The 24,400-nt window shown below is 69.6% G+C and carries 20 protein-coding genes; 9 read left to right on the top strand and 11 right to left on the bottom strand.

What is annotated here, in order from left to right:
- Nucleotides 1-90: 90 nt before the first annotated feature.
- Nucleotides 91-744, bottom strand: coding sequence for a response regulator (locus tag FB384_RS08615; RefSeq protein ID WP_183781210.1), 654 nt, complete (start codon nt 742-744; stop codon nt 91-93).
- Nucleotides 741-2,012, bottom strand: a complete 1,272-nt coding sequence (locus FB384_RS08620; RefSeq protein ID WP_221213112.1) for a histidine kinase — start codon at nt 2,010-2,012, stop codon at nt 741-743. The genes FB384_RS08615 and FB384_RS08620 overlap by 4 nt, the downstream gene beginning before the upstream one ends.
- A gap of 279 nt (nt 2,013-2,291) precedes the next feature.
- On the opposite strand from FB384_RS08620, the gene FB384_RS08625 reads away from it, so the two are divergent.
- The 5 genes from FB384_RS08625 (at nt 2,292) to FB384_RS08645 (ending at nt 9,686) form a co-directional block, all read left to right on the top strand.
- The gene (locus tag FB384_RS08625) at nt 2,292-4,214 is read left to right on the top strand and encodes a dynamin family protein (RefSeq protein WP_407676071.1); all 1,923 of its coding nucleotides are present in this window, start codon (nt 2,292-2,294) and stop codon (nt 4,212-4,214) included.
- A 75-nt stretch (nt 4,215-4,289) separates the two neighbouring features.
- A complete protein-coding gene (gene grpE / locus FB384_RS08630; protein ID WP_323985289.1) occupies nt 4,290-4,619 on the top strand; it encodes a nucleotide exchange factor GrpE in 330 nt (109 codons plus the stop codon).
- A 33-nt stretch (nt 4,620-4,652) separates the two neighbouring features.
- The gene (locus FB384_RS08635; protein ID WP_183781216.1) at nt 4,653-6,518 is read left to right on the top strand and encodes a dynamin family protein; all 1,866 of its coding nucleotides are present in this window, start codon (nt 4,653-4,655) and stop codon (nt 6,516-6,518) included.
- A 179-nt stretch (nt 6,519-6,697) separates the two neighbouring features.
- A complete protein-coding gene (locus FB384_RS08640; protein WP_183781219.1) occupies nt 6,698-7,393 on the top strand; it encodes a hypothetical protein in 696 nt (231 codons plus the stop codon).
- Nucleotides 7,394-7,856: 463 nt separating this feature from the next.
- Nucleotides 7,857-9,686 carry a phosphoenolpyruvate carboxykinase (GTP) gene (locus FB384_RS08645; RefSeq protein WP_183781221.1) on the top strand — a complete coding sequence of 610 codons (1,830 nt, stop codon included), beginning with the start codon at nt 7,857-7,859 and terminating at the stop codon, nt 9,684-9,686.
- A 51-nt stretch (nt 9,687-9,737) separates the two neighbouring features.
- On the opposite strand, the gene FB384_RS08650 is transcribed toward FB384_RS08645, so the two are convergent.
- Nucleotides 9,738-10,496, bottom strand: coding sequence for a class I SAM-dependent DNA methyltransferase (locus FB384_RS08650; protein WP_183781224.1), 759 nt, complete (start codon nt 10,494-10,496; stop codon nt 9,738-9,740).
- Nucleotides 10,497-10,603: 107 nt separating this feature from the next.
- Here FB384_RS08650 and FB384_RS08655 point away from each other — a divergent pair, with 107 nt between their 5' ends.
- On the top strand, nt 10,604-11,443 hold the full coding sequence (locus FB384_RS08655) for a TIGR03621 family F420-dependent LLM class oxidoreductase (protein WP_183781227.1): 840 nt from the start codon (nt 10,604-10,606) through the stop codon (nt 11,441-11,443).
- 146 nt (nt 11,444-11,589) lie between these two features.
- On the opposite strand, the gene FB384_RS08660 is transcribed toward FB384_RS08655, so the two are convergent.
- The 7 genes from FB384_RS08660 to FB384_RS08690 all read right to left on the bottom strand — a co-directional run bounded on the left by FB384_RS08660 (nt 11,590) and on the right by FB384_RS08690 (nt 19,025).
- The gene (locus tag FB384_RS08660; RefSeq protein ID WP_183781230.1) at nt 11,590-12,888 is read right to left on the bottom strand and encodes an Nramp family divalent metal transporter; all 1,299 of its coding nucleotides are present in this window, start codon (nt 12,886-12,888) and stop codon (nt 11,590-11,592) included.
- Between the two features lie 10 nt (nt 12,889-12,898).
- On the bottom strand, nt 12,899-13,192 hold the full coding sequence (locus FB384_RS08665; protein ID WP_183781233.1) for a helix-turn-helix domain-containing protein: 294 nt from the start codon (nt 13,190-13,192) through the stop codon (nt 12,899-12,901).
- Between the two features lie 361 nt (nt 13,193-13,553).
- On the bottom strand, nt 13,554-15,224 hold the full coding sequence (locus FB384_RS08670; RefSeq protein ID WP_183785190.1) for an alpha/beta hydrolase: 1,671 nt from the start codon (nt 15,222-15,224) through the stop codon (nt 13,554-13,556).
- A gap of 114 nt (nt 15,225-15,338) precedes the next feature.
- The gene (locus FB384_RS08675; RefSeq protein ID WP_183781236.1) at nt 15,339-16,244 is read right to left on the bottom strand and encodes a septum formation family protein; all 906 of its coding nucleotides are present in this window, start codon (nt 16,242-16,244) and stop codon (nt 15,339-15,341) included.
- 353 nt (nt 16,245-16,597) lie between these two features.
- On the bottom strand, nt 16,598-16,759 hold the full coding sequence (locus FB384_RS08680; RefSeq protein ID WP_183781239.1) for a hypothetical protein: 162 nt from the start codon (nt 16,757-16,759) through the stop codon (nt 16,598-16,600).
- 488 nt (nt 16,760-17,247) lie between these two features.
- The gene (locus tag FB384_RS08685) at nt 17,248-18,441 is read right to left on the bottom strand and encodes an ATP-binding protein (RefSeq protein WP_183781242.1); all 1,194 of its coding nucleotides are present in this window, start codon (nt 18,439-18,441) and stop codon (nt 17,248-17,250) included.
- A 131-nt stretch (nt 18,442-18,572) separates the two neighbouring features.
- Nucleotides 18,573-19,025 (bottom strand): anthrone oxygenase family protein, encoded by a 453-nt coding sequence (locus FB384_RS08690; protein ID WP_221212675.1) that lies wholly within the window; start codon nt 19,023-19,025, stop codon nt 18,573-18,575.
- A gap of 332 nt (nt 19,026-19,357) precedes the next feature.
- Between FB384_RS08690 and FB384_RS08695 the strand changes: the two genes are divergently transcribed.
- Both FB384_RS08695 and FB384_RS08700 read left to right on the top strand, forming a co-directional pair.
- A complete protein-coding gene (locus tag FB384_RS08695; RefSeq protein WP_183785194.1) occupies nt 19,358-20,443 on the top strand; it encodes a glycerophosphodiester phosphodiesterase family protein in 1,086 nt (361 codons plus the stop codon).
- Between the two features lie 270 nt (nt 20,444-20,713).
- Nucleotides 20,714-21,226 (top strand): DoxX family protein, encoded by a 513-nt coding sequence (locus FB384_RS08700; RefSeq protein ID WP_183781245.1) that lies wholly within the window; start codon nt 20,714-20,716, stop codon nt 21,224-21,226.
- Between the two features lie 322 nt (nt 21,227-21,548).
- On the opposite strand, the gene FB384_RS08705 is transcribed toward FB384_RS08700, so the two are convergent.
- Nucleotides 21,549-22,877, bottom strand: coding sequence for an acetyl-CoA C-acetyltransferase (locus FB384_RS08705; protein WP_183781248.1), 1,329 nt, complete (start codon nt 22,875-22,877; stop codon nt 21,549-21,551).
- Nucleotides 22,878-23,053: 176 nt separating this feature from the next.
- Here FB384_RS08705 and FB384_RS08710 point away from each other — a divergent pair, with 176 nt between their 5' ends.
- Nucleotides 23,054-24,400: a 3-oxoacyl-ACP reductase gene (locus FB384_RS08710; RefSeq protein WP_183781251.1), complete on the top strand. Its 1,347-nt coding sequence runs from the start codon at nt 23,054-23,056 to the stop codon at nt 24,398-24,400.

Below are 24,400 nucleotides of genomic sequence, written 5' to 3' on the forward strand. Positions count from 1 at the left end.
CAAGGGCACCTTAGTGGCACTCAACGCCCCCAAGGTGCCCTTGGGAGCAACCCGCCTCACTGCCCGATCCGGAAGATTTGCGTTGAGGTGTCAGGTTCCGGGGCGGGCGAGTCCGGTTTCGTAGGCGAGGACGACGGCCTGGACGCGGTCGCGCAGGTCGAGCTTCGTGAGGATGCGGCCGACGTGGGTCTTCACGGTCGCCTCGGACAGGAACAGCTCTCGCGCGATCTCCGTGTTCGACTGTCCCTTCGCGACGTGGGCCAGGACTTCGCGTTCCCGCTCGGTGAGCGCGTCCAGCGCGCTCGCGTCGCGTGGTGCGATCCGTCCGGTGTCGACGAACCGGTCCAGCAGCCGCCGGGTCACCGCGGGCGAGACCACCGCGTCGCCGCGCGCCACCGACCGCAGCGCCGACACCAGATCGTCGGGCGGCGTGTCCTTCAACAGGAACCCGGACGCGCCGGCCTGCAACGCCGAGTAGACGTATTCGTCCAGGTCGAACGTCGTCATGACCAGCACCCGCGAACTGCCCGCCGTCACGATCCGCTGCGTCGCCTCGACGCCGTCGAGCACGGGCATGCGCACGTCCATCAGCACGACGTCCGGGTTCAGCTGCTCGGCGAGGTGCACCGCCTCCTCGCCGTTGCCCGCCTCCCCCGCAACCTCGATGTCGCCGGACGCGTCGAGCACCATGCGGAAGCCGACCCGCATCAGTTCCTGATCGTCGACGACGAGTACTCGGATCATCCGCCCAACCTAACGGTGAGTACGGCACGGACCTGCCAGCCGCCGCCGGGTGCCGGTCCTGCGGTGAGGGTTCCGTCGTGGACGTTCGTGCGTTCGCGCATGCCGATGAGGCCGTTCCCACCCGGCGCCGACGGTGCGCGCTCGGCCGGTCCTTCGCGCGCCGCGCCCGCACCGGGCCCACCCGCCAGCACCGGGTTGGCCCGGCCCGCGCCGTCGTCCTCCACGTCGATGTGCACCGACCCGGCGTGGTCGGTGTCGCGGCCGGCCCCGCGGTCCCAGCGCACCCGCACGTGCGCGCGCGTGCCGACGCCCGCGTGCTTGAGGCTGTTGGTGAGCGCCTCCTGGACGATCCGGTACACGCCGAGCGATACGCCCGCGGGCAGCTCGTCGATGGTCTCGTCCAGGTCGAGCCGCACCGTCAGGCCCGCCGTCTCGACGCGGTCGGCCAGTTCGACGAGGTCGGCGGCCGTCGGTTGCGGCGTGCGCGCCCCCTCGCCGCCGACGCGATTCTCGTCGTCGCGGTCGTCGTCGCGCAGGATCGCCAGCAGTCTGCGCAGTTCGTGCAGCGCGCTGCGGCCCGTGTCGGAGATGGTGCCGATCGCGCGTTCGGCCAGGTCGGGGTCCTTGCGGACGGCGTAGGACGCGCCGTCGGCGTGCACCACGATCACGCTGACGGCGTGCGCCACGACGTCGTGCAGCTCGCGGGCGATGCGTTCGCGCTCCTCGGCGACGGCGATGCGGGTGGCCTGGTGGCGTTCGTTCTCCAGCAGGTGCAGCCGCGCCTCGACCTCGGCCTGGTAGGCGCGCCGGGCGCCGACGAACTCACCCAGTACCCAGCAGAGCGCCAGGGCCAGCACGACGGTCACCGTGTTGACGACCCAGTCGTCGGGGTACTGGAGTATCTGGTGCGTCAGGCTCACGACCAGCGTCAACGCGGTGTAGAACGCGGCCTGTCGGCGTCCGCTGTAGACGACCACCGTGTACAGCGCGATACAGCTGACCACGGCCACGCTGAACGCGACGTCGCCGAACCCCGCCGCGACGTACGGGATCGTCCAGACGAGCACCCAGTACGCCATGACCAGCGGGTACTTGCGCCGCAGCGGGACGACGCCCAGCAGGATCACGATCAGCGGCAGTCCCACGTACCACGGCGGGGTGGCGATGTCGGGCACCGGAAACGCCACGAACAGGGCGTAGACCAGCACGTCGAGTGCGAACAGCACGATGGCGATGAGGCTGTCGCCCACCACGGGATGGGCCTTCATCCAGAGACTGATGCGGCGCACCAGCCCACGGTAGGCGGCTGTGGACCGCCCGCGCGTCGCCCTGAGGTCGCACGCCGGGTCGTCGCCTGGGATGACCGCCTGGGATGACCGCGTGGGACGGCCCGGCGTCCCGGCGGCGGGCGGAACCGCCCCGAGTCGGGTCGCCGGGCCCGGCGTCGCCGTCGGCGTGTCCCGCGTCCGAGGTGGTCGGCGGCGGGATCCGGGTGGGAGGATGTGCCCGCAAACAGCGGTGGCGGACACGGCCAGCAGGGGGTTCGGATGACGGCGGCAGGTGAGGGCAGACCGGCCGGCCCGCTTTCGGACTCGGTCGCGGATCTGTGCCACCGGCTGCGTGGTCAGGTTTCCCCTCGCACGGCGGCAGGTTTCACCGAGGTGCTGCGCAGGCTCGAGGCGCCGTTGCAGGTCGCGGTCGCCGGGCGGATCAAGTCCGGAAAGTCGACACTGGTCAACGCCCTGATCGGACGTCGCGTGGCGCCCACGGCCGTCGGCGAGTGCACGAGGCTCGTGACGCGGTTCCAGTACGGCACGGTGGACCGCATCGAGGTGGTGTTCACCGACGGCACCAAGCAGGTGCAACCGTTCGCGCCCGACGGTGGCATCCCCGCGGAGCTGGGCGTCGACATCGAGCGGGTGTCGCACATCGAGGCGTACCTGACGAACGCGGTGCTGCGCGACATGACGGTGATCGACACCCCGGGACTGGGCTCGCTCGACACGTCGTCGGTGGCGCGTACCCAGCGGGCACTCGGTGCGACCCGGCTGAGCGGATCACTCGCCGACGACGTGGAAGTGCAGACCGGCGAGCCGGCCGAACCATCGGAGGACGCCGAGGACCCCGGCAGCGCCGACGCGCTCGACGAGACGTCCCGCAGCGCGCTGGTCGGCGCCGAGGCGGTGCTGTACGTCGTCACGCAGGGCATCCGGGCCGACGATCAGCAGGCACTCGCCGCGTTCACGGCGGCGACGGCGAGCCGCGAGGCGGGTCCGGTCAACGCCATCGCGGTGCTGAACAAGGCCGACACGGTGCCGCCGGAGTCGGTCGAGGGCGCCGACGGCGACGTGTGGCTCGCCGCGACGAAGCTCGCCGAGAAGCAGGCCGGCCTGCTGCGCCCGCGGGTCGCCGACGTACTGCCGGTGATCGGCCTGCTCGCCGAGTCGACGGAGACGGGAGCGTTCACCGACACCGAGGCCGACGCGCTCCGCACCCTCGCCGGCCTCGACGACGGCGACCTCGAGGTCATGCTCGTCTCGGCCGACCTGTTCACCACCTGGGACTGCGACGTGCCCGCGGGGGTGCGGGTGCGGCTGCTGGAGAAGCTGGACCTGTTCGGCATCCGCAGGGCGATCGAGGTCATTCGCGAGGACGAGCGGATCACGGTGGGTGCGCTGCACCGGCGGTTGCTCGACGTCTCCGGACTTGAGGCCGTGCAGCGGCGGCTGGCCAGCGTGTTCGCCGCGAGGGCCGACGGCATCAAGGCGGCCGCGGCGCTGGCTTCGATCACGGCATTCGCCCACCATTCCGGTGACCACGCGGAACGACAGCGGGTGCACGACGCCATCGAGGTCCTCCTCGCCCGCCCCGAGGCGCACCAGCTGCGGCTGCTGGAGGCGTTGACGCTGGTCACGTCGGGTGCGGTCGAGATGCCGCAGGACCTGACCGACGAGGTGCTGCGGGTCGGCAGCAGCGCCGAGGTGGACGCCCAGCTCGGTTTGCCCGGCGCACCTGTGGACGACCTGGCGGCATACGCGCTGGAGCGCGCGGGCTGGTGGCGGTCGTTCGCCTCATTCGGTGCGACGCCTGCGCAGGCTCGGGTGGCGCACGTCGTGCACCGCGCGTACTTCCTGATGTGGCAGCGCCTGAAGACCCGGGCGAGCCAGGCGGCGGGAGCAGGGGGCTCCGCGTCCGGTCCCGGGCCTGGGGGCGAATCCGCCGGGGCCGCCGACGGTGTTCGCCGAGTCGATCCGGCTCCCGACGGCGCCCGGACGGGCCACATTCGCCAGGACCCGCCCGCACGTCACGACCCGCCGCCACGCCCCGGTCCGCCGGCACGGCCCGACCCGGCCGCACGGCCGGACCCGGCAGCGCGGCCCGCCGGGTATCCGAATCCCGCACCACCGCAGGCGGCTCGCCCGCAGCCGGTGCACCCGCCCGCCGCCGGGCCCGGCGGCGCTGGTCGGTGACCCGTGGGCGACTCAGCGACCGAAGAGTTCCGGAACGTGGGAACCGTACCGGCGGGTAGCACGTCGGAAAGCGATGTGGACCCGGTAGCACTCGCCAGCGGCATCGAGCCGGAGCAGGCGCTGGCCGACCGCCAGGCGCTCATCCAGCTCTGCCTGTACGCCATGGACCGCGCGCACAGTGACGGTGTCGCCGAGCGAATCGAGAAGGGACTCGCGGCGATCGGCGTGCACGCGCTGCGTCCCGACGGTGCGCGGTTCGACCCGGCGCAACACGAGGCTGGCGGTGCCGTGCGCACCGAGGACGCCCGCCTGGAGGGCACGGTCGCCGAGACCGAGGTCCCCGGCTTCGTCGACCACGACCGTCTGCTGCGCGCACCCGTCGTCACCGTGTACACGCGTCGCTGAGCCCGCAGGCGGCTCCCCGATAGGCTGCGCGCTGTGACGGCATCCACACGCTCGCTGGGCAAGGCCGGCCTGCCCGCCCAGGTCAAGCAGGCCAGGGAAACGCTGCTCACACTGCTGCGCGGAGAGGAGCCGGAGTCGGCCGACTGGGTGGAGCGGCAGCGTTCCTCGGCGGCGGCCAAGCCGACGGTGGTCGTGGTCGGCGAGACGAACCGCGGTAAGAGTTCCCTGGTCAACGCCGTGTTGGCGGCGCCGGGGCTCTCGCCCGTGGACGCCGAGGTGGCGACGTCGACGTACCTGGTCTTCGATCACGCCGACGAGTGGGCGGCCAAGGCGTGCTACCCGGGACAGCTCGCCCCGGTGGGGTTCCCGATGGTGGAGCTGCCCGCGTGGTCCTCGGTGTCGCACGAACTGCCGGCAGGCCAGTTGCCGCCGCGGTACGTGCAGGTCGACGGGCCGGTGCCGTTGCTGGAACGCGTCACCGTGGTCGACACCCCAGGTGTCGGCGGACTGGACGTCGGGCACGCCGAGCTCGCGATGGAGGCTGCGGCCAACGCGACGGCGCTGCTGTTCGTCGTCGACGCGTCGGCTCCGTTCACGTCGAGCGAGCTGCGGTTCCTGACCGAGATGAGCGATCGCGTCGAGACCGTGCTGTTCGCACTCGCCAAGACCGACCAGTTCCGGGGCTGGCGGGAGATCCTCGAGGCCGACCGCAAGTTGCTGGCCGAGCACGCTCCCCGTTTCGCCGAGGCGGTGTTCCACCCGGTGTCGGCGCGCATGTTCGAGATGGCCGCGAAGGCGCCGAACGAGCAGGCAGCGGCGACGCTGCGGGAGAAGTCGGGGATCGCCGAGCTGCAGGGGTCGCTGCAGGAGACGCTCGTCGGCAGGGCGGCGATGCTGGCCGAGGCGAACACGATGCGCTCGCTGGCCACGGCGCTGTCCGAGCGGCATGCGAACGCGGTCGCCGACCAGCGCGCGCTGACCTCCGGGGAGGACGAGGCCGCCGCGCTGCGGGCCCGCCGGGACGAGCTGACTGCCGCCCGCCGTTCGTCGACGCGGGGTTGGCAGCTCAAGCTGCGCGGCGAGATCCAGCGGGCTCGCAGCGATCTGACGCACGAGTCGGCACGGCGCATGCGGGACGCCCAGGCGCGGTTCCGGCAGGAGATCGACGGGGCGCGGCGGCAGGACCTGAAGGATCTGCCCGCGCAGGTCGACGCGGTACTGCAGGCGTCGTCGCAGCACATCTCGGGGATGCTCGCGCACCGGCTCAACCAGGTGGCCGACGCGACGCTGGCCGAGCTGTTCTCCGAGGAGGAGCTGGCCGTCATCCGCTCGCAGTTCCTGCGCGGGGTGACGCCGCCGGTGGAACTGCGGCCGCCGGACAAGCGCCCTTCGTCGGCCGAGGACAAGTTGCTGGTGTTCATGGGCCTGACCAGCGGTGCGGGTGCGGCGAAACTGGCCGCTGCGCCGTTGGCGGGATTCGCCCTGTTCAACCCGATCGTGTTGCCCGCGACGGTCGTCGTCGGCCTCGGCGCGGGCTGGTGGGTCGGCCGGACGCGCAGGCACTCGGCGGACAAGCAGCACACGAAGCAGTGGCTCGTCGAGTCGATCGCCGATGCGCGCTCCACGCTGGACCAGCTCGTGTCCGAACAGCTCATCGAGGCGGAGCAACAGCTGGCGCTGGCCCTGGACGAGGCGTTGAGCAGACGGATCGAGGCGATCGAGGCCGAGCTCAAAGAGGTCGACAAGAGCATCAAGATGGACGCCCAGGAGCGCAAGCAGAAGCTGGCGGTGGCGACCAAGCGGGTCAAGGACCTGGCCGACGGCCGCGAGCGTGCCGAGACGTTGCTGGCACGGATCCGGGCGCTGCGGGACCGGCCCCGGGCGGGCGAACAGGGATAACGTTCCTGTCGCGTGCCGCGGCCTGCTGGTGGAGGGAACCGAACCGGCATACCGTGAGTCCCAAAGGCAGGACCCGCGCAAGGCGGGAGCACCGGGGAGGCCGGTGATCGCCGTGGGAGACCGCGGCGCGGCCGGCAGGTGCGAAAGGATCATCAGCCCTGAGCTAGGGGGAGTTTGCAGTGTGGGTCGACGACGGAAGCGCTGACACCACGGCCACCACCGAGGACATGACGGTGACGGTCGACGGCGAGGAGTACACGGCCGAGCTCAACCAGGACGTCGACGGCGACGGTGTGTACGACGCCGCCCTGATCGAGCACGAGGACGGTTCGGCTCAGCTGTTCGTCGACACCGACGGTGACGGTGAGGCCGACCAGTACGCCGCGGCCGATTCCGACCGCAACGTGATCGTCGAGGCCGAGTACGACGAGTCCAGCGGGCAGTGGGTCGAGATGGGCGGCGGTCCCGCCGACGCGCCGCCGGAGACCGACGCGGGTGCCGGCGGCATGATCACCGCTGACCTGGGCGAAGGGGACGTCGAGGTCGGCCCGGCGACGATCGACACCGACGAGGACGGCACGAACGACACCGCCATCGTCGAGACCGACGACGGCAACACGATCGCCTTCACCGACGAGGACGGCGACGGCGAGGCGGACATCGCCGTGGTCATCGACGAGCACGGCAACGAGGTCGTGCTCGAGAGCGACGGGGACGGTGAGTGGACCGAGACCTCCGACACCAGCGGCTCGCCGAGTGCCGCACGCGTCCCCGAGACCGCTGACGCATGGGGCGAGGGCGCCTCGATCGGTGCCGGTGTCGAAGGCGTCGCGAAGATCGACTCGGCCACCGGCCAGTGGATCAGCCAGAACTGAACCGGCGAGGCGGCGCGCGGCGCGGCCGGCGTCGCTCGATCGGCGGCCGACCATGGAGTTCTGCCGATCGGGCGATTTCACCACGCTGAGTGGCTTGCCCGGTCGCGCCGGACGTTGCGACCAGCTGTGCCCGGCTCATTGCGGCCCGATGCCCCACCGGGCGTCGGGCCGCAAGTGTTCGCCGCCCCTTACGTCCGAGTTCACCGCTTCTACCTGGCGAAAGTCATCCTTCAACTGCGCCGATCGGCTGTAACTGAATCGATTCCCTGATCGTTCTTGTGAGAGAACCGACAGCACTGACCTGCCTGTGGTCGCAATACGGCCGTTAGTCTCTGGGAATCCCCAAGAAACGCACGCACCGTTTAGCCGCGGTGTGTGAAGCCATTTCGGTCGCCGGCAACGGAGCCCGCACCAGGACGCTGCAGTTCGGTGTGGGCTCTTGTCGTCGAAGACAGGAGAAGAGATGACTGCAGTAGCCATCCCAGGGCTGGACGACGCACCGACCACGCACAGTGGCGTGCTGTCTTGGGTGCGGGAGGTCGCGGAACTGACCACGCCTGACCGGGTGGTGTGGGTCGACGGTTCCCAGGAAGAGGCCGAGCGCATCAACCAGGAACTGGTTGAGGCTGGCACGTTCGTCAAGCTCGACAAGCGGCCGAACTCCTACTGGGCCGCTTCCGACCCGAGCGATGTCGCGCGGGTCGAGGAGCGCACCTTCATCTGCTCCGAGCGCGAAGAGGACGCCGGGCCCACCAACAACTGGATGAACCCGGACGAGATGAAGGCCACCATGACCGAGCTCTACCGGGGCTCCATGCGTGGTCGGACGATGTACGTCATCCCGTTCTGCATGGGCCCGCTCGGCGACGACGACCCGAAGCTCGGCATCGAGGTCACCGACTTCGCCTACGTGGTGGCCTCCATGGGCGTCATGACCCGCATGGGCAAGAAGGCGCTCGACAAGTTCGTGAAGGAGGACGGCACCGAGCGCGAGTTCGTGCCTGCGCTGCACTCGGTCGGCAAGCCGCTCGAGCCCGGCGAGCAGGACGTCGCGTGGCCGTGTAACGACACGAAGTACATCACGCACTTCCCGGAGTCGCGCACGATCTGGAGCTACGGCTCGGGCTACGGCGGCAACTCGCTGCTCGGCAAGAAGTGCTACTCGCTGCGCATCGCCTCGGCGATGGCGCGCGACGAGGGCTGGCTCGCCGAGCACATGCTGATCCTCAAGCTGATCTCGCCGGAGAACAAGGCCTACTACGTGGCGGCCGCGTTCCCGAGCGCCTGCGGCAAGACCAACCTCGCGATGCTGCAGCCGACCCTGCCGGGCTGGCGCGCCGAGACCATCGGTGACGACATCGCGTGGATGCGGTTCGGCGAGGACGGCCGGCTGTACGCGATCAACCCCGAGTTCGGCCTCTTCGGTGTCGCGCCCGGCACCGGCGAGAAGACGAACCCGGTGGCCGTGAAGACCATCGAGAAGGGCAACACGGTCTACACCAACGTCGCCCTGACCGACGACGGCGACGTCTGGTGGGAGGGCCTGACCAAGGAGGCGCCCGCCCACCTGACCGACTGGAAGGGCCGCGACTGGACGCCGGACTCGGACGAGCCCGCCGCGCACCCGAACTCGCGGTTCTGCGCTCCGATCTCGCAGATCCCGACGCTGGCGCCGGAGTGGGACGACCCGAAGGGCGTGCCGATCTCGGCGATCCTGTTCGGTGGCCGCCGGAAGACGACGGTGCCGCTGGTCAACGAGTCCCGCGACTGGCAGCAGGGCGTGTTCATGGGCGCCACCATGTCGTCGGAGAAGACCGCGGCCGCCGCGGGCAAGGTCGGCGAGGTGCGCCGCGACCCGATGGCGATGCTGCCGTTCCTCGGGTACCACGCCGCTGACTACTTCCAGCACTGGCTGGACACCGGCAAGAACGCCGACCAGTCGAAGCTGCCGAAGATCTTCTATGTCAACTGGTTCCGCCGCGGCGACGACGGCCGGTTCCTGTGGCCGGGCTTCGGCGAGAACACGCGCGTTCTCAAGTGGATCGTCGAGCGCCTCGAAGGCAAGGCGAACGCCCAGGAGACGCCGGTGGGTCTCGTGCCGACCGCCGAGGACATCGAGACCTCCGGCCTGTCGGAGCCGATCGAGGACATCCAGGCGTCGCTGGACGTGAACGTCGAGGAGTGGAAGCAGGAGATCCCGCTCATCGAGGAGTGGTTCGCCTCGATCGGTGAGGACAAGATCCCGTCCGCGCTGAAGGACGAGCTCGCCGCGCTCAAGCAGCGCCTCGGCTGACGCACCTGTCGTGACGACGGCTCCCCGTGGGACTTCCGCGGGGAGCCGTCGTCATGTCCGGGCTGCGGTGTCCACGGTGGCTGCGGCGTCCGCGCGGGCAACGAAGACGTACTCCATGCCGGGGCGATCGGGTGCGTCACGGACGTCGGTGACGTCGAACCCCGCGGAGTGCAGGTTCGCGGCGATCCCGTCGGGGTCGCGGAACCGCAGGGTCGAGTCCGAGGCCAGTGTGGACCCGTCCGGGAATCGATACGTGTGCCGGAACGACACGAGCGGCAGGTCGACGTCGGTGAGGGTGAGCTGTCCGGTCACGGTGCCGATCCCCGGCACGTCGCGGGTCACCGCCGGGGCCTGAGCCCACCGCTGCCACGCGCGTGCGTCCGGGCGCCGTGTCTCGAACACGAGGTGACCGCCCGGACGCAGCGCCGCGTGGATGGCGCTGAGTGTGGCCTGCCAGTCGTCGTCGGTGAGGAACACCTGCGCGACGTTGCCCGTCATCACGGCCAGGTCGGCGCGAAAGCAGGGCAGCTGCGAGGCCGCGGCAGCGGCATCTCCGCCGAGCCACGTGACGTCGGTGCTCTTGCCGCGCGCGATGTTCAGGGACGCCTCCGCCGGGTCGACGCCGACGACGTCCCGGCCCCGCTCGGCCAGCGCCACCGCGAGCTCGCCCGTCCCACAGCCGACGTCGAGCACCTGCACAGCTCCGGTCTCGTCGGCGATGTCCAGATACAGCGGCAGGTCGTCACGCTCGCCCTCGAACGTGTCGTAGAGGAGCGCGAGGCGTGGGTCTTCGAAGATCGCGTCCGGCATCCGCAGAGGGTACGAGCGCGCGGACGCGACCGGCGAACGGATTTCGCTCGTTGCGGAACCGGCGCTCGGACGGCCTGCCCGGCGCCCGATTTCGGTACCGTGCCGCCATGGAGTTCCGATTCGGTGTCAACATGCTCGCCTCGGACGAGCGGACGCGGTGGCTCGACAAGTGCCGCAAGGCCGAGGACCTCGGCTTCGACGTCGTCGCCACGCCCGACCACCTGGGGATGCCCGCACCGTTTCCGTCGCTGGTCGCGGCGGCCGGGGCGACGGAGCGGGTGCGGCTCACGACGTTCGTCGTCAACACCGCGTTCTACAACCCCACTCTGCTCGCGCGTGAGGTCGACACGACCGATCTGCTCCTCGACGGCAGGCTCGAATTGGGTCTCGGCACCGGTTACGCCAGGACCGAGTTCGACGAGGCGGGTCTGCCGTTCCCGGGCCCCGGCGCACGTCTGGACCACCTCGAACGATGCCTGGCCGTGCTGCGGGAGCACTACGGCGAGCGCAAGCTGCCGCCGATCGTCCTCGGTGGACAGCGCGACCGGATGCTGCGCATCGCCGCGCGCGAGGCCGACGTCGTCGGGTTCACGGGTGCGCACTTCAACCGCGACGGCGACAAGGCGAGCCTCGCCGGGTTGTCCGAACTGGACGAACGGGTTGCATTCGTGCGCACCGCGGCGGGTGACCGCGACCCGGAGCTGAACATGCTCGTGCAGCACGTCGACATCACCGACGACCGCGCGGCCGGACTCGAACGCATCCGGCCGTACGACGAGACGAAATCGGCCGAGGAGCTGGGTGAGCTGCCGATGCTGCTCGTCGGAACCGCCGGAGAGATCGCCGACCGGCTGCGCGCCCACCGGGAACGGTTCGGCTTCAGCTACATCACGGTCATGGAGAAGGACATGGACACCTTCGCGAGCGTCATCGAGCAGCTGCGCTGATGGAGCTCATCGCGGTGGTGCCGATGCCCGCGGCGCTGATCGTGCCCGCCGCGGGCATCGGCTGGGCGTTGCTTCGCTGACTCAACTCAGGAAAGGTCAACTCAGGAAAGGTCCATTCAGAACAGGTCCACTCGGAGCCGGTCCACTCAGAACAGGCCGATGAGCTCGTCCACCGCCAGGTAGCCGAACAATCCCAGACACACGGTCAACAGCGTGTTCGACACCCAGCCGGAGCGGCCGACGCGCTCGACCCGGTTCGAGTTGAGCAGGAACAGCAGTGTGCCCGCGAGGAACGGCATGAACAGCGCGCCGAGCGCACCGTAGGCGACGGTCAGCTGGAACGGCTGGTCGAGGAACAGCAGCGCCATCGGCGGGAACGTCAGCCAGGCGACGTACCCGCGGAACACCGGGCTGCCGATGCCCGCACGGTGGTCGTAGTCGGAGAGTCCCTCGGCTTCGCCCACCTGATACCGCGGCAGGCGCCAGGTGCGCCACCAGTCGGCGAACAGCAGGCTGACACCGTTCCACACACCCACGAGCGAGCTGAACGACACGGCCCAGAACCCGACGAGGAACGGGATACGCGCCCACTGGCCGTAGTCGGCGGCGAGTGTGTTGCCGAGCATGAGCAGGCCCTCGTCGCCGTCGACGACGTTCTGCCCCGCGAGCAGTTCGGCACCGACGACGAGCATCGCGATGACGAAGATCGCCGTGGTGATGTAGCCGGTCGTGTTGTCGAGCCGCATCATCGACAACCACCGCGACGACCGCCAGCCCTTGGCGAGCGTCCAGTAGCCGTAGGCGGCCATCGTGATGGTGCCGCCGACACCGCCGACCAGGCCCAGGACGTAGACGAACGAGCCGTCGGGCAGCCGCGGCACGAAACCTTGGAACGTCTCGACCAGGTTCGGCGTCACGAGGATCGCGGTGCCGACGACGGCGACGAACATGACGCCGACGAGCGCGGTCATCACCTTCTCGATCACGGCGTACCGGCTGAACCACACGAGCGCGAACCCGACGAGGCCGCTGATGATCGCCCAGTAGCGCACGTCGAGTGCGGGGAAGAGCGCGTTCAGCGGCAGGCCGCTCGCCGACATGGCCGTGGCGCCGTAGACGAAGCCCCACACCACGGCGTACGCACCGAAATAGACGAGAACCCAGCGGCCGAGTGTGCGCCAGCCCGACAGCATCGTGCGGCCGGACGTCAGATGCCAGCGGCCGACGGCTTCGGCGAGCGCGATCTTGAAGATCGTTCCGACGATCACCGCCCACAGCAGCGTGTAGCCGTAGCGCGAGCCCGCGACCATCGTGGCCACGAGATCGCCCGCACCGACGCCGGTCGCTGCGGCCATGATGCCGGGGCCGATCTGACGTACTTTCGCCTTCAGACCGACGGGGACTTCGGGTTCTGCCACCTCGCCGTGGCGGGGATCGGAGGACATGCGCAGCAATCTAACCGGCGTCGGCGCGCGGGGACAGAGCGGTGTCCGCTGCTTCTCCTGTGGGGTCGGCCAGCGTCGTGCGCAGGTCGTCGAGGGGCAGGCCGACGGCGTCGGCGATCGCCATCACGGTGAAGAACGCGGGCGTCGGGATGCGGCCGGTCTCGATCTTGCGCAGGGTTTCCACGGAGATGCCCGCGTCGGCGGCGACCGCGACCATGCTGCGTGCGCCGCGTGCGCCGCGCAGGGCGACGCCGAGTCGTTCGCCACGGAGGCGTTCGGCTTCGCTCAACGGCACTCGCACCACGGCGCCGATAGTAATACCGATCGGTGGTGACCAGGGACCGGCGACCGGCGGCGGCCGCATGGAGCGGAGCCGTGCACACAGCGGGCACGCACCTGTGCACACAGCTTGTGGATAACTCTGTGGAAAACATGGGGAGGCTGTGCACAAGGCTGTGAACGCGTCGGTGACCGACCGTCGTGACCGTGGCAGACCTCCCGTGGGACGTACACGACGAGGCCCGCCTCCCCTGCCGTGAGACGGGGAAGACGGGCCTCGTGCGCTGCGGAGATCCGCCGGCCGTTACCGGGTCGGTCGGTGGTCCGCCGGTGTCACGCCGTTCGGTGCGGTCCCGGTCGGCGAGATGTGCGCCGGCGGACGGCGGTCATGATCCGTTCGCGCCGTTCGGCGTGGGCATCGGTGCGCCGGGGATGCTCTGGTCCTCCGGCACGATGCCATCGACCAGGTAGTCCTCCACCACCTTGTCCACGGCCGGGTTGTCGCCCGCGTAGATGCCGTGGTCGCCCTCGTCGGTCACGGTGATCATCCGCGAACCCTCGAACTTCTCGTGAGCGCGGCGGGCGCCCTCGATCGGTGTCGCCGGGTCGCGCTCCGACTGGACGATCAGTGTCGGCGGCACGCCCTCGCCGTCCATCTTCGGCAGGTCGATCGGGTTGCCCTTCCAGAAGATGCACGGCTGGATCAGCCAGCCCCAACCCAGCAGGGGCCATTGCCGGCCCATCAGTTCGGACTGCCACCTGGCGGTCATCCGGTTGCCGTACCACGGACCCTCGTTGCAGGGGATGGTCCAGAAGCTGGCGTCATAGGCGTCGTCGTACTGCTGCGCGCCGTGGCCGTTGTCCACGACGAGCGGCTGCGGTCCGCGCGACTTCGTGTTGGCGAGCAGCTCGCGCACGTTGTCCAGCGCCGTTGCGGACCCGGTGCGCATCTTCTCGCTGGTCAGCTCGCGCAACGACACGAGATACTCGGCCAGCGACGGGAACGCCGCCTTGCTGTAGAGCATGCCCGCGATCGCCGAGTCGAGCTCGTTCGGGCCGACCTTCTCCCCGTCCAGCTCCACGGGCTTCTCGGCCAGCGCCGCGCGCACCTGCTCGTAGGTCTGCCGGGCACGCTCGCCGGAGTCGCCGAAGCCGTACTGCTCGTCGTGCTGGGCCATCCACGGCAGGAAGTCGTCCCGCCAGCGGCGTTCGAAGCCGAGCGGCTGCCAGTCGAACGAGCGCTGCCACGTCGTGGTGAACTCGGTCGCCGAGTCCAGCACGAACCGGCCGGTGTGCTCGGGGAACCGCTGCGCGTAGTGCGCGCCGAGCCACGTACCCGCCGAGTAGCCGACCCAGTTGATCTTCTCACGTCCGAGCAGGGTGCGGAGCAGATCCATGTCGTGGGTGGTCTGGAAGGTGTTGATCAGCGGGCCCAGCTCACCGGACTTGATCTGGCAGGAGTCGGCCGCGTACTTCGTGGCGTCGAGGATCAGGTTGAGGTTCTCGCGGCTGCGGTCGCGAGGATCGAGCGAGTCGCCGGTACCGATGGCGCCGCCGCACGTGATGTTCGTGCTGTGGCCCGTGCCGCGCGGGTCGAAGCCGATGACGTCCTGGTGCTGGCGCAGGCGGTCCTGATCGGCGAGGCGCAACGGGAAGTCACGGCCGGGAGCGCCGGGGCCACCCGGGTTCGTCAGCACGCTCGCGGTCGAATCGCCCTCGGCCTTCAGCCTGCTCACGGCGATCGTGATGTCCTCGCCCGCATCGGCGTTGTTCCAGTCCTGGGGCGTCCGGTAGGTGGCGCACTCCAGGTCGTACTCCTTCGGCGGCTTGGCGCCGAGTTCGTCCTTGGAACACGCGTGCCAGTTCAGCTGTTGCTCGGCGTAGCGCTCCGGGACCTCGTGGGCGATCTCGGGCTGCGCGGTCGTCGCCTGTTGCGTCGTCCGCTGCCGCGGCGGCTCCTCTGCCGGGGTGCCGGTGGCCGCGGCGGCGGGAGTGATGCTGGCGACGAGAGCGGTCGCCAGCGATCCCGCGACCACGGTCCGCCGCAATGTCGTCATGGTCATGGAGTCCCTCAATCTCGAAATGATCGAGGACATTCAAGCGGGCCGAATCGGTGGTATCAACCTGCCGATCGTCTGGAAAATCGGGACTTGACAGCGACGACGAACGTCCTAATTGGGCATCTGCGACGAGCCGATATCGCGCACGGAACCCGTGGTGGCCTGGTTCAACTCGGCGTAGCACGTGATGTTGGTGAATCCGATGCGCCAGTTCGTGCTGTCGGGCCAGCGCCACGAAGGTGCCACATCGCGACGGTCCGCGCCGACGAACTCGTGCACTTTCGTGCCACATGCGCTGCGTGCTTTGTCGTTGAATTCCCGTTCGGTCGGCACGGCCTTGCCCGTGTCGACGACGCCGACGGCCTCGGCCAGGTGCGGCTCACTGCAAGGAACGGTCTCGGGAAGCTCGGCCGAAGGCCGGGTGGTGGAGCAGACCCGGTAGCCGTCGAAGTTCTCGGCCAGCGCGTTGCGGATCGATCCGGTGCGCTCGACGGGCTTGCCCGCGCCGTCGAGCTGCGCGACACCGCAGCGGTACCAGCGGTGGCCGGCGTTCCAGTCCTCGGCGTCGGCCCACACCAGCCATGCCCCGAGCGTGGAGGCGTCGTAGGAGGAGCTGCCGAGGTATTCGGCGGCAGCGGCGCGGCACTGCGGGAAGACGGTGCGGAAGACGGTCGAGGCGTCGGGTGGGGTGCCTTCCAGTGTGGAGCCCAGGTCGCCGCCGAAGGTGCCCTGCTTGGTGACCTCCACGGTGTGCTCGTCGGAGCATTCGACGGGACCCGGGTTGTCACCGTCGAGGCATTCGCCGACCTCCGCGACGATCGTGCGCTGGGCGTTGTCGCTGCCCCCGCCGGCGTCGCCGTCGGTAGCGGGAACGTCGCCGGGCGTGCCTGCCGATGTCTCGACGGTGCGCATGCGATCGGGTTCGGCCAGTCCGATCGTCGCGTCGGCGCATCCGGCCAGCACGAGGGCGGCGGCCACCGCCGACGTGGCCAGCGCGATTCGCCCAGATCTCGACATCGCGCTCACTCTATCGAGTGAGGTCAGGCGGTCGGTAGGCGTGGGTGTGACGGCTTGTCAGCGTCGTCGCGGGCGTGATCGTCGACGGGCTGACGAATCGTCCATCGTGGACGGCGAAGATCGAGGTCTGATCGTCGTCGCGCTGCCCGATTCGTCCACTTGGGACGTCTTTCGGGTCGAGTTTCGGCGCGGTGACAGGTAGAACCGCAGGTCGCAGGCGGTGCGACGGCGGGTCTGGACATATGGAAACCCCGCGGTGCTGCCAGGTCGGGGGTCCGCCAGCACCGCGGGGTCATGGGGCATATCGCCACCGATACCGGCGGCGTTACACCTGAAACCTATTGTAATTCAGGTCACACTCGCGGCTTGGGTTTTTGGTAACCGTGTGTCTGAGCGAGGGTGATGAGCTCGTCGCGCATCGTCGTCGTGGTGGCGGTGTCGATCGCCTTGCTGACGGCGCGGCGGGTGCGGGTGTGGGCTCGACGGGCGCGGAGGCGTGCGGCGAGGTTCGACATCTGCGGTGTGGCATCTCCTTCGAGAGCTACTCGGTTGTGGTGCCGGTCGTGTTGGGCCGGCCGTACGTCGGGATCGGATGTGGGCCGCTCGGTGCCGGCTGCCCGCTCGCGTCCTGTCGGCCGCGAGCCCCCATGGCGACTGCCGGCGCTGGCTGATCGGTGGGTCGTCGACACCGGTGTGCCGGCGGAGCGTGAACGGATTGACCGATCACCCCTCGACTTCGATCCCTACATGTCTTATTATCCGCAACCTTCGCCGGCTTCGCCAGTGATCATCCGGTGAGCTGGCTTACTTCCCGAATGATCGTCGGCAGCGTTACGTATTCCGCGTGGTCCATCCGGGTGACATCGAAAGCTAGGTTCGTCTTCGGATATCTAGCGTAATCGCTATATAAACCTAGAAACAGGTATCGACGCCTATGGATCGGCTCGAGGTGGGGCTGCCACACCGGTTCCCGGTGGAGAACGCCGAGGGAAGGGCGTGACGGTCAGTCGGCGCGCGTGAGGAGGTAGTTGCCGAAATGCGGCACGGTGAACGCGATGTGGCCGCGTTCGGCCGAGTAGACCAGGCCCTTCTTCATCAGACTGTCGCGTGCCGGTGACAACGACGAGGGCTTGCGGCCAAGGTAGACGGCGATGTCGGAGGTGACGGCGCTTTCGTCCTTGCCCTGCGTGAGCTCGGCCATCGCCCGTAGGTACTCGCGTTCGGCGGGAGTGGCTCGTTCGTAGCGGGAGCCGAAGAAACCGACGGCGAGCTCGGCCTCGGCCTCGGGAGCGGCGACGCGCACGTCCTCCTCGGTGATCGGATTCGTCGGCGCGGCGTCCCACGCGGCCTTGCCGTAGGCCTGGATGAAGTACGGATAGCCACCGGATGCCGTGTGCAGCGCGTCCAGCGCGTGCGGTGCGATCTCGGCGTCCTCGCGTTCGATCGGTGCGAGGACGGCGCGGTCGGCGTCCTCCCTGCTCAGGCGATCGATCCGGGTGTAGCGGAAGAGGCGTTCGGAGTACGACTTCGACGCGGACAACACCGCGGGCACGTGCGGCAGTCCCGCACCCACCACGACGAGCGGTGCCCCGGACTGCGAGAGCTCGTGGCACGCCGCGCACAGGGCGGAGACGTCCTCGGGACCCAGGTCCTGGATCTCGTCGATCAGCAGGGCGACCCCGGAGCCGACGTCGGTGGCCAGCTCGGCGACCTCGGTGAACAGCTCGACGAGGTCGATCTCGATGTCCCCGGAGTCGGCCCTGCCCTGCGCCGGTGGCACGTCGATGCCCGGCTGCCAGCGATCGCGCATCTTCGCGTCCGGCTTGTTCGCCTTGAGTGCGAACGCCTTCAGGACGGCGAGTACCTCGTCGACGCGGTCGGGGGCGCGGTGACGGACGGCCAGATCGCGGACCGCGCGGTGCAGCGCGGCAGACAGGGGCCTGCGGAGTTCGGCGTCGGGACGCGCTTCGACCTTGCCCGCACCCCAGCGGCGGCGGATCGCCATGGACCGCAGCTCGCCGAGCAGCACGGTCTTGCCGACACCGCGCAGTCCGGTGAGCATCAGGCTGCGCTCGGGCCTCCCGCGTGCCACGCGCTCCAGTACCACGTCGAACGCGTCCAGCTCGCGTTCACGCCCGGCCAGTTCGGGTGGGCGTTGACCTGCTCCGGGGGCGAACGGGTTCCGCACGGGGTCCATCGCTACGACACTATTGGGTTGTCTAGCTCCAGTCCGATATTCCGCGAGAAATCCCTACCCGCGTGTTGCGGACGTGCCGGTGGGTGACGGGGGCCCTGGCCTCCGGCACGGCCCGATCACGCGGGTGAAGGTCACCAGCCGAACGCGACCGACAGACAGATCAGCGCGAAGGACGCCAGGAACGCCCACGAGCGGAATCCCTGGAAGAACTCCCACCGCCGGCGCATGTCTCGCCAGCGCTGCTGTTCCACGGTGCCGGCGTCGGTCCGCGCGGTACGGACGTTGATGCCGACATTGACGATCACCGTGGTGACGAGCCCGAGTCCCCAGGCGCCCACCGCGAGCCATGGGACGAGTCTTGCCTCGCTGCTCGCCCACGCGATGACGGCGACCAGCGACACCGGCATGGCCACCGGCATGAACCGGCCGAACGTGCGCACGAGGCCCTGCTCGACGGCGACGTGGTGTTCGAGCGGCAGCCGTCGGATCACCGGGTGGACGAACGCATAGGAGCCGAACTCGGCGCACGCCGTGAACCCGGGCACAAGCAGGGCGAGAAAGGTCAGTACGCCGGGGAGGTCCATGAACGGCTCCGTACGTCGTGAGCACTGCGAATCCGGTGTCCCTGGCGCGAATCGCGGCCGCGCCCGTCGTCTCCCGGCCGTCGTCACGGGGTTGTCCTCACGGGGCGCGGGGAACCGGACGGCCGGATATCGGTGCTGACGCTACCCGCGAGGCCGTTTCGGGGCGCGTCGCTGCGGCCACGGCACGAGGTCCGACGGGTACGGCGAACGAGGCACACATGTTCAGCGCACCCGCCATGCTCAGGACACCCTCCCTTCACTCTGTCGTGTCACCGTCGGAGCCCGTGACCACGACAGTGAAAACAGCCCTCGCGCTGGGCGCGGCGGCACTCATGGCGGCATTCGGTGCGGCTCCCGCCTCGGCGCAATCGCACGACACGGCATCGGCCGGCACGGCGCCGACCGGCAACGCCCACGGAACCGCGCCCCCGAAAGCTGTGCTCCCGGAAACTGCGCCCCACGGCAATCCCCACTTCGACATCCAGGCCCACCGCGGCGGTATCGGCATGACCGTCGAGGGCACGCTCAAGGCGTTCGACCGCGCACTCGAACTCGGCGTCACGACGCTCGAACTCGACGTCCAGATCACGCGCGACGGCCGCGAGGTGATCACCCACGACCGGCAGATCAACCCGGACAAGTGCCTCGACACCGCGCCGGTCACGCCGGGAGATCCGCAGTTCCCCTACGCGGGCAAGTACGTCAAGGACCTGACCTTCGAGCAGGTGCGCACGCTCGACTGCGGATCGCAGCAGGACCCGAGCCACCCCGACCAGGAGCTCTCCCCCGGCGAACCGATGCCCACGCTCGCCGAGCTGTTCGCGCTGGTCCGCGAGCATCGGGCGTTCGGGGTGAAGTTCAACATCGAGACGAAGGTCGAGGCCGCAGCGCCGCACGAAACGGCGCCACGGCAGCAGTTCGTCGAACGCGTGGCCTCGGAGGTCGAGCGCAGCGGTCTCGCGCGGAACGTCAGCATCCAGAGCTTCGACTGGGGCGCGTTGATGGCCATGAAGGAGCGGATGCCGAGGCTGCCGCTCGTCGCACTGACCGAACCGGGCTTCCTCGAGGTCGGTGAGCCGGGCGCGTCGCCGTGGCTCGGTGGCCTGGACATCGACGACTTCGAGGGCAGCCCGGTGCGCGCGGCGGAGTCGTTCGGGGCGAGTGCGCTGTCGCCGGTCCACGGCAACCCGCAGGACGGTGCCGTCGGCGACCCGGACTACGTTCCGTTCACGACGGCCGAGCTGGTCGACGAGGCACACGCCGCGGGGCTCGACGTGATCCCGTGGACGATCAACGACAAGCCGACCATGCGCAAGCTCATCGACGACGGCGTGGACGGCATCATCAGTGACTACCCGAACCGGCTGCGTGAGGTGGCCGAGGAGTACGGCTTCAAGCTCCCGAAGCGGTATCGCTGACGGGGTGATCGTCGGGCCGGCGGGTGGGAGCCTCAAACGTTCCCTCCGCTCCTTCGTAGCGCTCTCTACCACTTTCTAGCGATACAACTAGAAAGTGGTAGAGAGCGTGAGACGGCTATGGCTGGGTAGGTTTGAGGCGGAGATCTTCTGAAGATCCCTTGAGCAGAGATCCGTTTGGACAGCGGTTCGTTTGGGTGGAGAGATTCCCAGCCGACTCGCCGATACGAGATCTCGCCGACCACAACTCCCAGCTCGACCGGAGGAGCACCGATGATCCTGCGCCGCGTGGCCCGACCCCTGCTCGCCGCCGTCTTCATCACGGGTGGCCTGAACGCCATCCGCAACGCGGAGGGGCATGCCCAGGCGGCGGAGCCGTTCCTCAGCGAGAACGTCCTGCCGGCGGCCGAGGCCCTGCCTGTCGAAACGGACCCGGTGGCGGTCGTGAAGTTCGACGGCGCCGTGAAGGTCGCGGCGGGCTCGATGCTCGCGCTCGGCCGGTTCCGTCGCCTGTCGTCGCTGGCACTGCTGACCAGCATCACGGCGACGACCGTGGCGGGACACCCGTTCTGGGAGAAGCGCGACCAGGGTGAGCGCGCCCAGGAGCAGGTCCAGTTCCTGAAGAACGCGGGGCTTGCCGGTGGTCTGCTGCTGGCGATGGCCGACACCGAGGGCAAGCCGTCCGTCGGCTGGCGCGCCAAGCGCGCCGCTCGCAAGGCGCGCAAGCAGGTGGAGGACACGACCGCGAAGGCGACCGGCGCAGTCGAGTCCGTCCTGCCGAACTGACCCACTGGACTCGTTGAGCGCCCCCAAGGGCACCTCGGGGGCGCTCAACGAGTCAATTGTTCCCTTCGCCGTTCCCTTCGCGATCGACTTGCTCGCCGACGGCAGGCAGGCTCATCGACGAGACGAACGGGGTGCCCAACCCAGTCGCTCGCCGTTGTCCCGATGGGCGGATTCTGCGTGGCAGAGGTCGATCAGGGGAAGCTTCGAGGCGTCGAACTTCGAGGCATCGAACACGGCCACGCGTAAGCGTGCCCTTGAGGGGCGGTGGCTGGGCCGGCGGGCGGGAGCCCCGAAGGTGCCCTCGGGGCACACCACGCGGCGGTTACTTCTCGAGGATCGCCGTGATGCCCTGACCGCCGGCGGCGCAGATCGAGATCAGGCCGCGGCCCGAGCCCTTCTCCGCCAGCAGCTTGGCGAGGGTGCCGACGATGCGGCCGCCGGTTGCCGCGAACGGGTGGCCCGCGGCGAGCGACGACCCGTTGACGTTCAACTTCGCGCGGTCGATCGCGCCGACCGGCTCGTCGCGGCCGAGCTTCTCCTTGGCGAACGTCGGGTCCTCCCACGCCTTCAGCGTGGCCAGCACCTGTGACGCGAACGCCTCGTGGATCTCGTAGAAGTCGAAGTCGCCGAGCGTCAGGCCCGCGCGGTCGAGCATCCTCGGCACCGCGTAGGCCGGCGCCATGAGCAGGCCCTCGTCGCCGTGCACGTAGTCGACGGCCGCGGTCTGCGAGAACGTGAGGTACGCCAGTACCGGCAGCTTGTGCGCCTTGGCCCACTCCTCAGTGGCCAGCAGCACCGCCGAGGCGCCGTCGGACAGCGGCGTCGAGTTGCCCGCCGTCATCGTGCCCTCGGGGCCACCGAAAACGGGCTTGAGCTTGCCGAGCTTCTCGGCCGTCGAGTCGCCGCGCAGGTTCTGGTCGCGCGTCTGGCCGAGGAACGGCGTGAGCAGGTCGTCGAAGAAGCCCGCGTCGTAGGCGGCCGCGAGCCGCTGGTGACTGGTGGCGGCGAGTTCGTCCTGGTCGGCGCGCTGGATGTCCCACGAGTTCGCCGTCAGCGACGCGTGCTCGCCCATCGAGAGGCCGGTGCGCGGTTCGGCGTTCTGCGGGATCTCCGGGACGATGTGGCCGGGCCGCAGCTTGCCGAGCAGCTTGAGCCGCTGCGCCATCGTCTTGGCCGAGTTGAGCTTGACCAGCACGCGGCGCAGGTCGTCGTTGACGGCCAGCGGCGCGTCGCTCGTGGTGTCCACACCGCCCGCGATCGCCGAGTCGATCTGGCCGAGCGCGATCTTGTTGGCGGTGCCCACGATGGCCTGCAGGCCGGTGCCGCACGCCATCTGCACGTCGGCGGCGGGCGTGGTCGGTGCGAGCCTGCTGCCGAGCACGACCTCGCGGGCCAGGTTGAAGTCGCGCGAGTGCTTGAGCACCGCGCCCGCGGCGACCTCGCCCAGCTCTTCGTCCTGCAGCGCGTAGCGGCTCACCAGGCCGTCGACGGCGGCGGTGAGCATGTCCTGGTTGGAGGCGTTCGCGTACGGGCCGTTGGATCGTGCGAACGGAATGCGGTTCGCACCGACGATCGCGACCCTGCGCGCGGTCGGCGCCTTCGGCTTGCTCGACCGGGCCTTGCCGCCGCTCGGCTTCTCCGCTGAGGTCATGACTTCCTCCTGCTGGCTGGTACTCGGGCTTCCCCGGTGCTGTGGGCGCTGGGCGGCCTGCGCACTGGTTCAGTGTCGGATTGCGCTCGCGGCCCTGCGACTCCGAGTGTAACTTACTGGCGAGTAGGTTAGGGTGTGAGGCAACAGGCACCTCAGACGAAGGCGGTGACGCAGCGATGGCGGACAAGTACCAAGAGTTCACCACGAGCGCGGTGGGCAAGTTCCTGGTTCCGAAGCTCGGCCTGCCCAACCCGCCGAAGCTGCGGCGCTACCGCCCCGGTGAGCCGCCGCTGGCGGGCCCGGCGCTGATCGGCGCCGCTGCGGGCGGACGGCTCGAGAAGACGCTCACCAAGCAGATCGGCGCCGCTGGCATCGACGTGCTCACCGAGCAGGCGGGCGACGACACCCGGTACGGCGCGCTCGTCTTCGACGCCACCGGCATCAAGGACCCCGAGCAGCTGCGTGAGCTGTACGCCTTCTACCAGCCGGTGATCCGCAAGGTCGCCCCGTCGGCACGTGTCGTCGTGCTCGGCACGCCGCCGGAGTCGACCGGCGGTGGCGAACGCATCGCCCAGCGCGCGCTCGAAGGCTTCACCCGTTCGGTCGGCAAGGAACTCAAGCGCGGTGCGACCGCCCAGCTCGTCTACGTGGCCGAGGGCGCGGAGGAGGCCACCGAGTCGACGATCCGATTCCTGCTGTCGGCCAAGTCGGCGTTCGTCGCGGGACAGGTCATCCGCGTCGGCACCGGCGGCGTGACGACCGCGGCCGCCCCGGAGAACTGGGACACTCCCCTCGCGGGCAAGACCGCCCTGGTCACGGGCGCATCCCGCGGTATCGGCGCGGCGATCGCCGAGACGCTCGCCCGCGACGGCGCCCACGTCGTGGTGCTCGACATCCCGGCGCAGGGCGCCGACCTCTCGCAGGTCGCCAACAAGATCGGCGGCTCCGCGCTGCAGCTCGACATCACCTCCGCCGAGGCGCCGGCCAAGCTCGCGGCGCACCTCACCGAGCGCCACGGCGGCGTCGACATCGTCGTCCACAACGCGGGCATCACGCGCGACAAGACCCTCGGCAACCTCACCGACAAGGCGTGGGACTCGGTGCTGAGCGTCAACCTCGTCTCGCAGCTCGCCGTCAACGACAAGCTCATCGCCGACAAGGTGCTGAACACCGGCGGCCGCATCATCGGCGTCTCCTCGATGGCCGGCATCGCTGGCAACGTCGGCCAGACCAACTACGCCGCCAGCAAGGCCGGCGTCATCGGCATGGTCGACGACACCGCGCCGCGGCTGGCCGACTACGGCGCCACGATCAACGCCGTCGCGCCCGGCTTCATCGAGACGCAGATGACGGCCGCAGTACCGATCATGATCCGCGAGTTCGGCCGCAGGCTGTCGGCGCTGTCGCAGGGCGGGCTGCCGGTCGACGTCGCCGAGACCATCGCCTGGTACGCGAACCCGGCGTCGGCCGCGGTCAACGGCAACGTCGTGCGCGTGTGCGGCCAGGCGTTCCTGGGGGCGTGA

This window comes from Prauserella sediminis (assembly GCF_014195435.1).
In the GTDB taxonomy this organism is placed as follows: Bacteria; Actinomycetota; Actinomycetes; order Mycobacteriales; family Pseudonocardiaceae; genus Prauserella; species Prauserella salsuginis.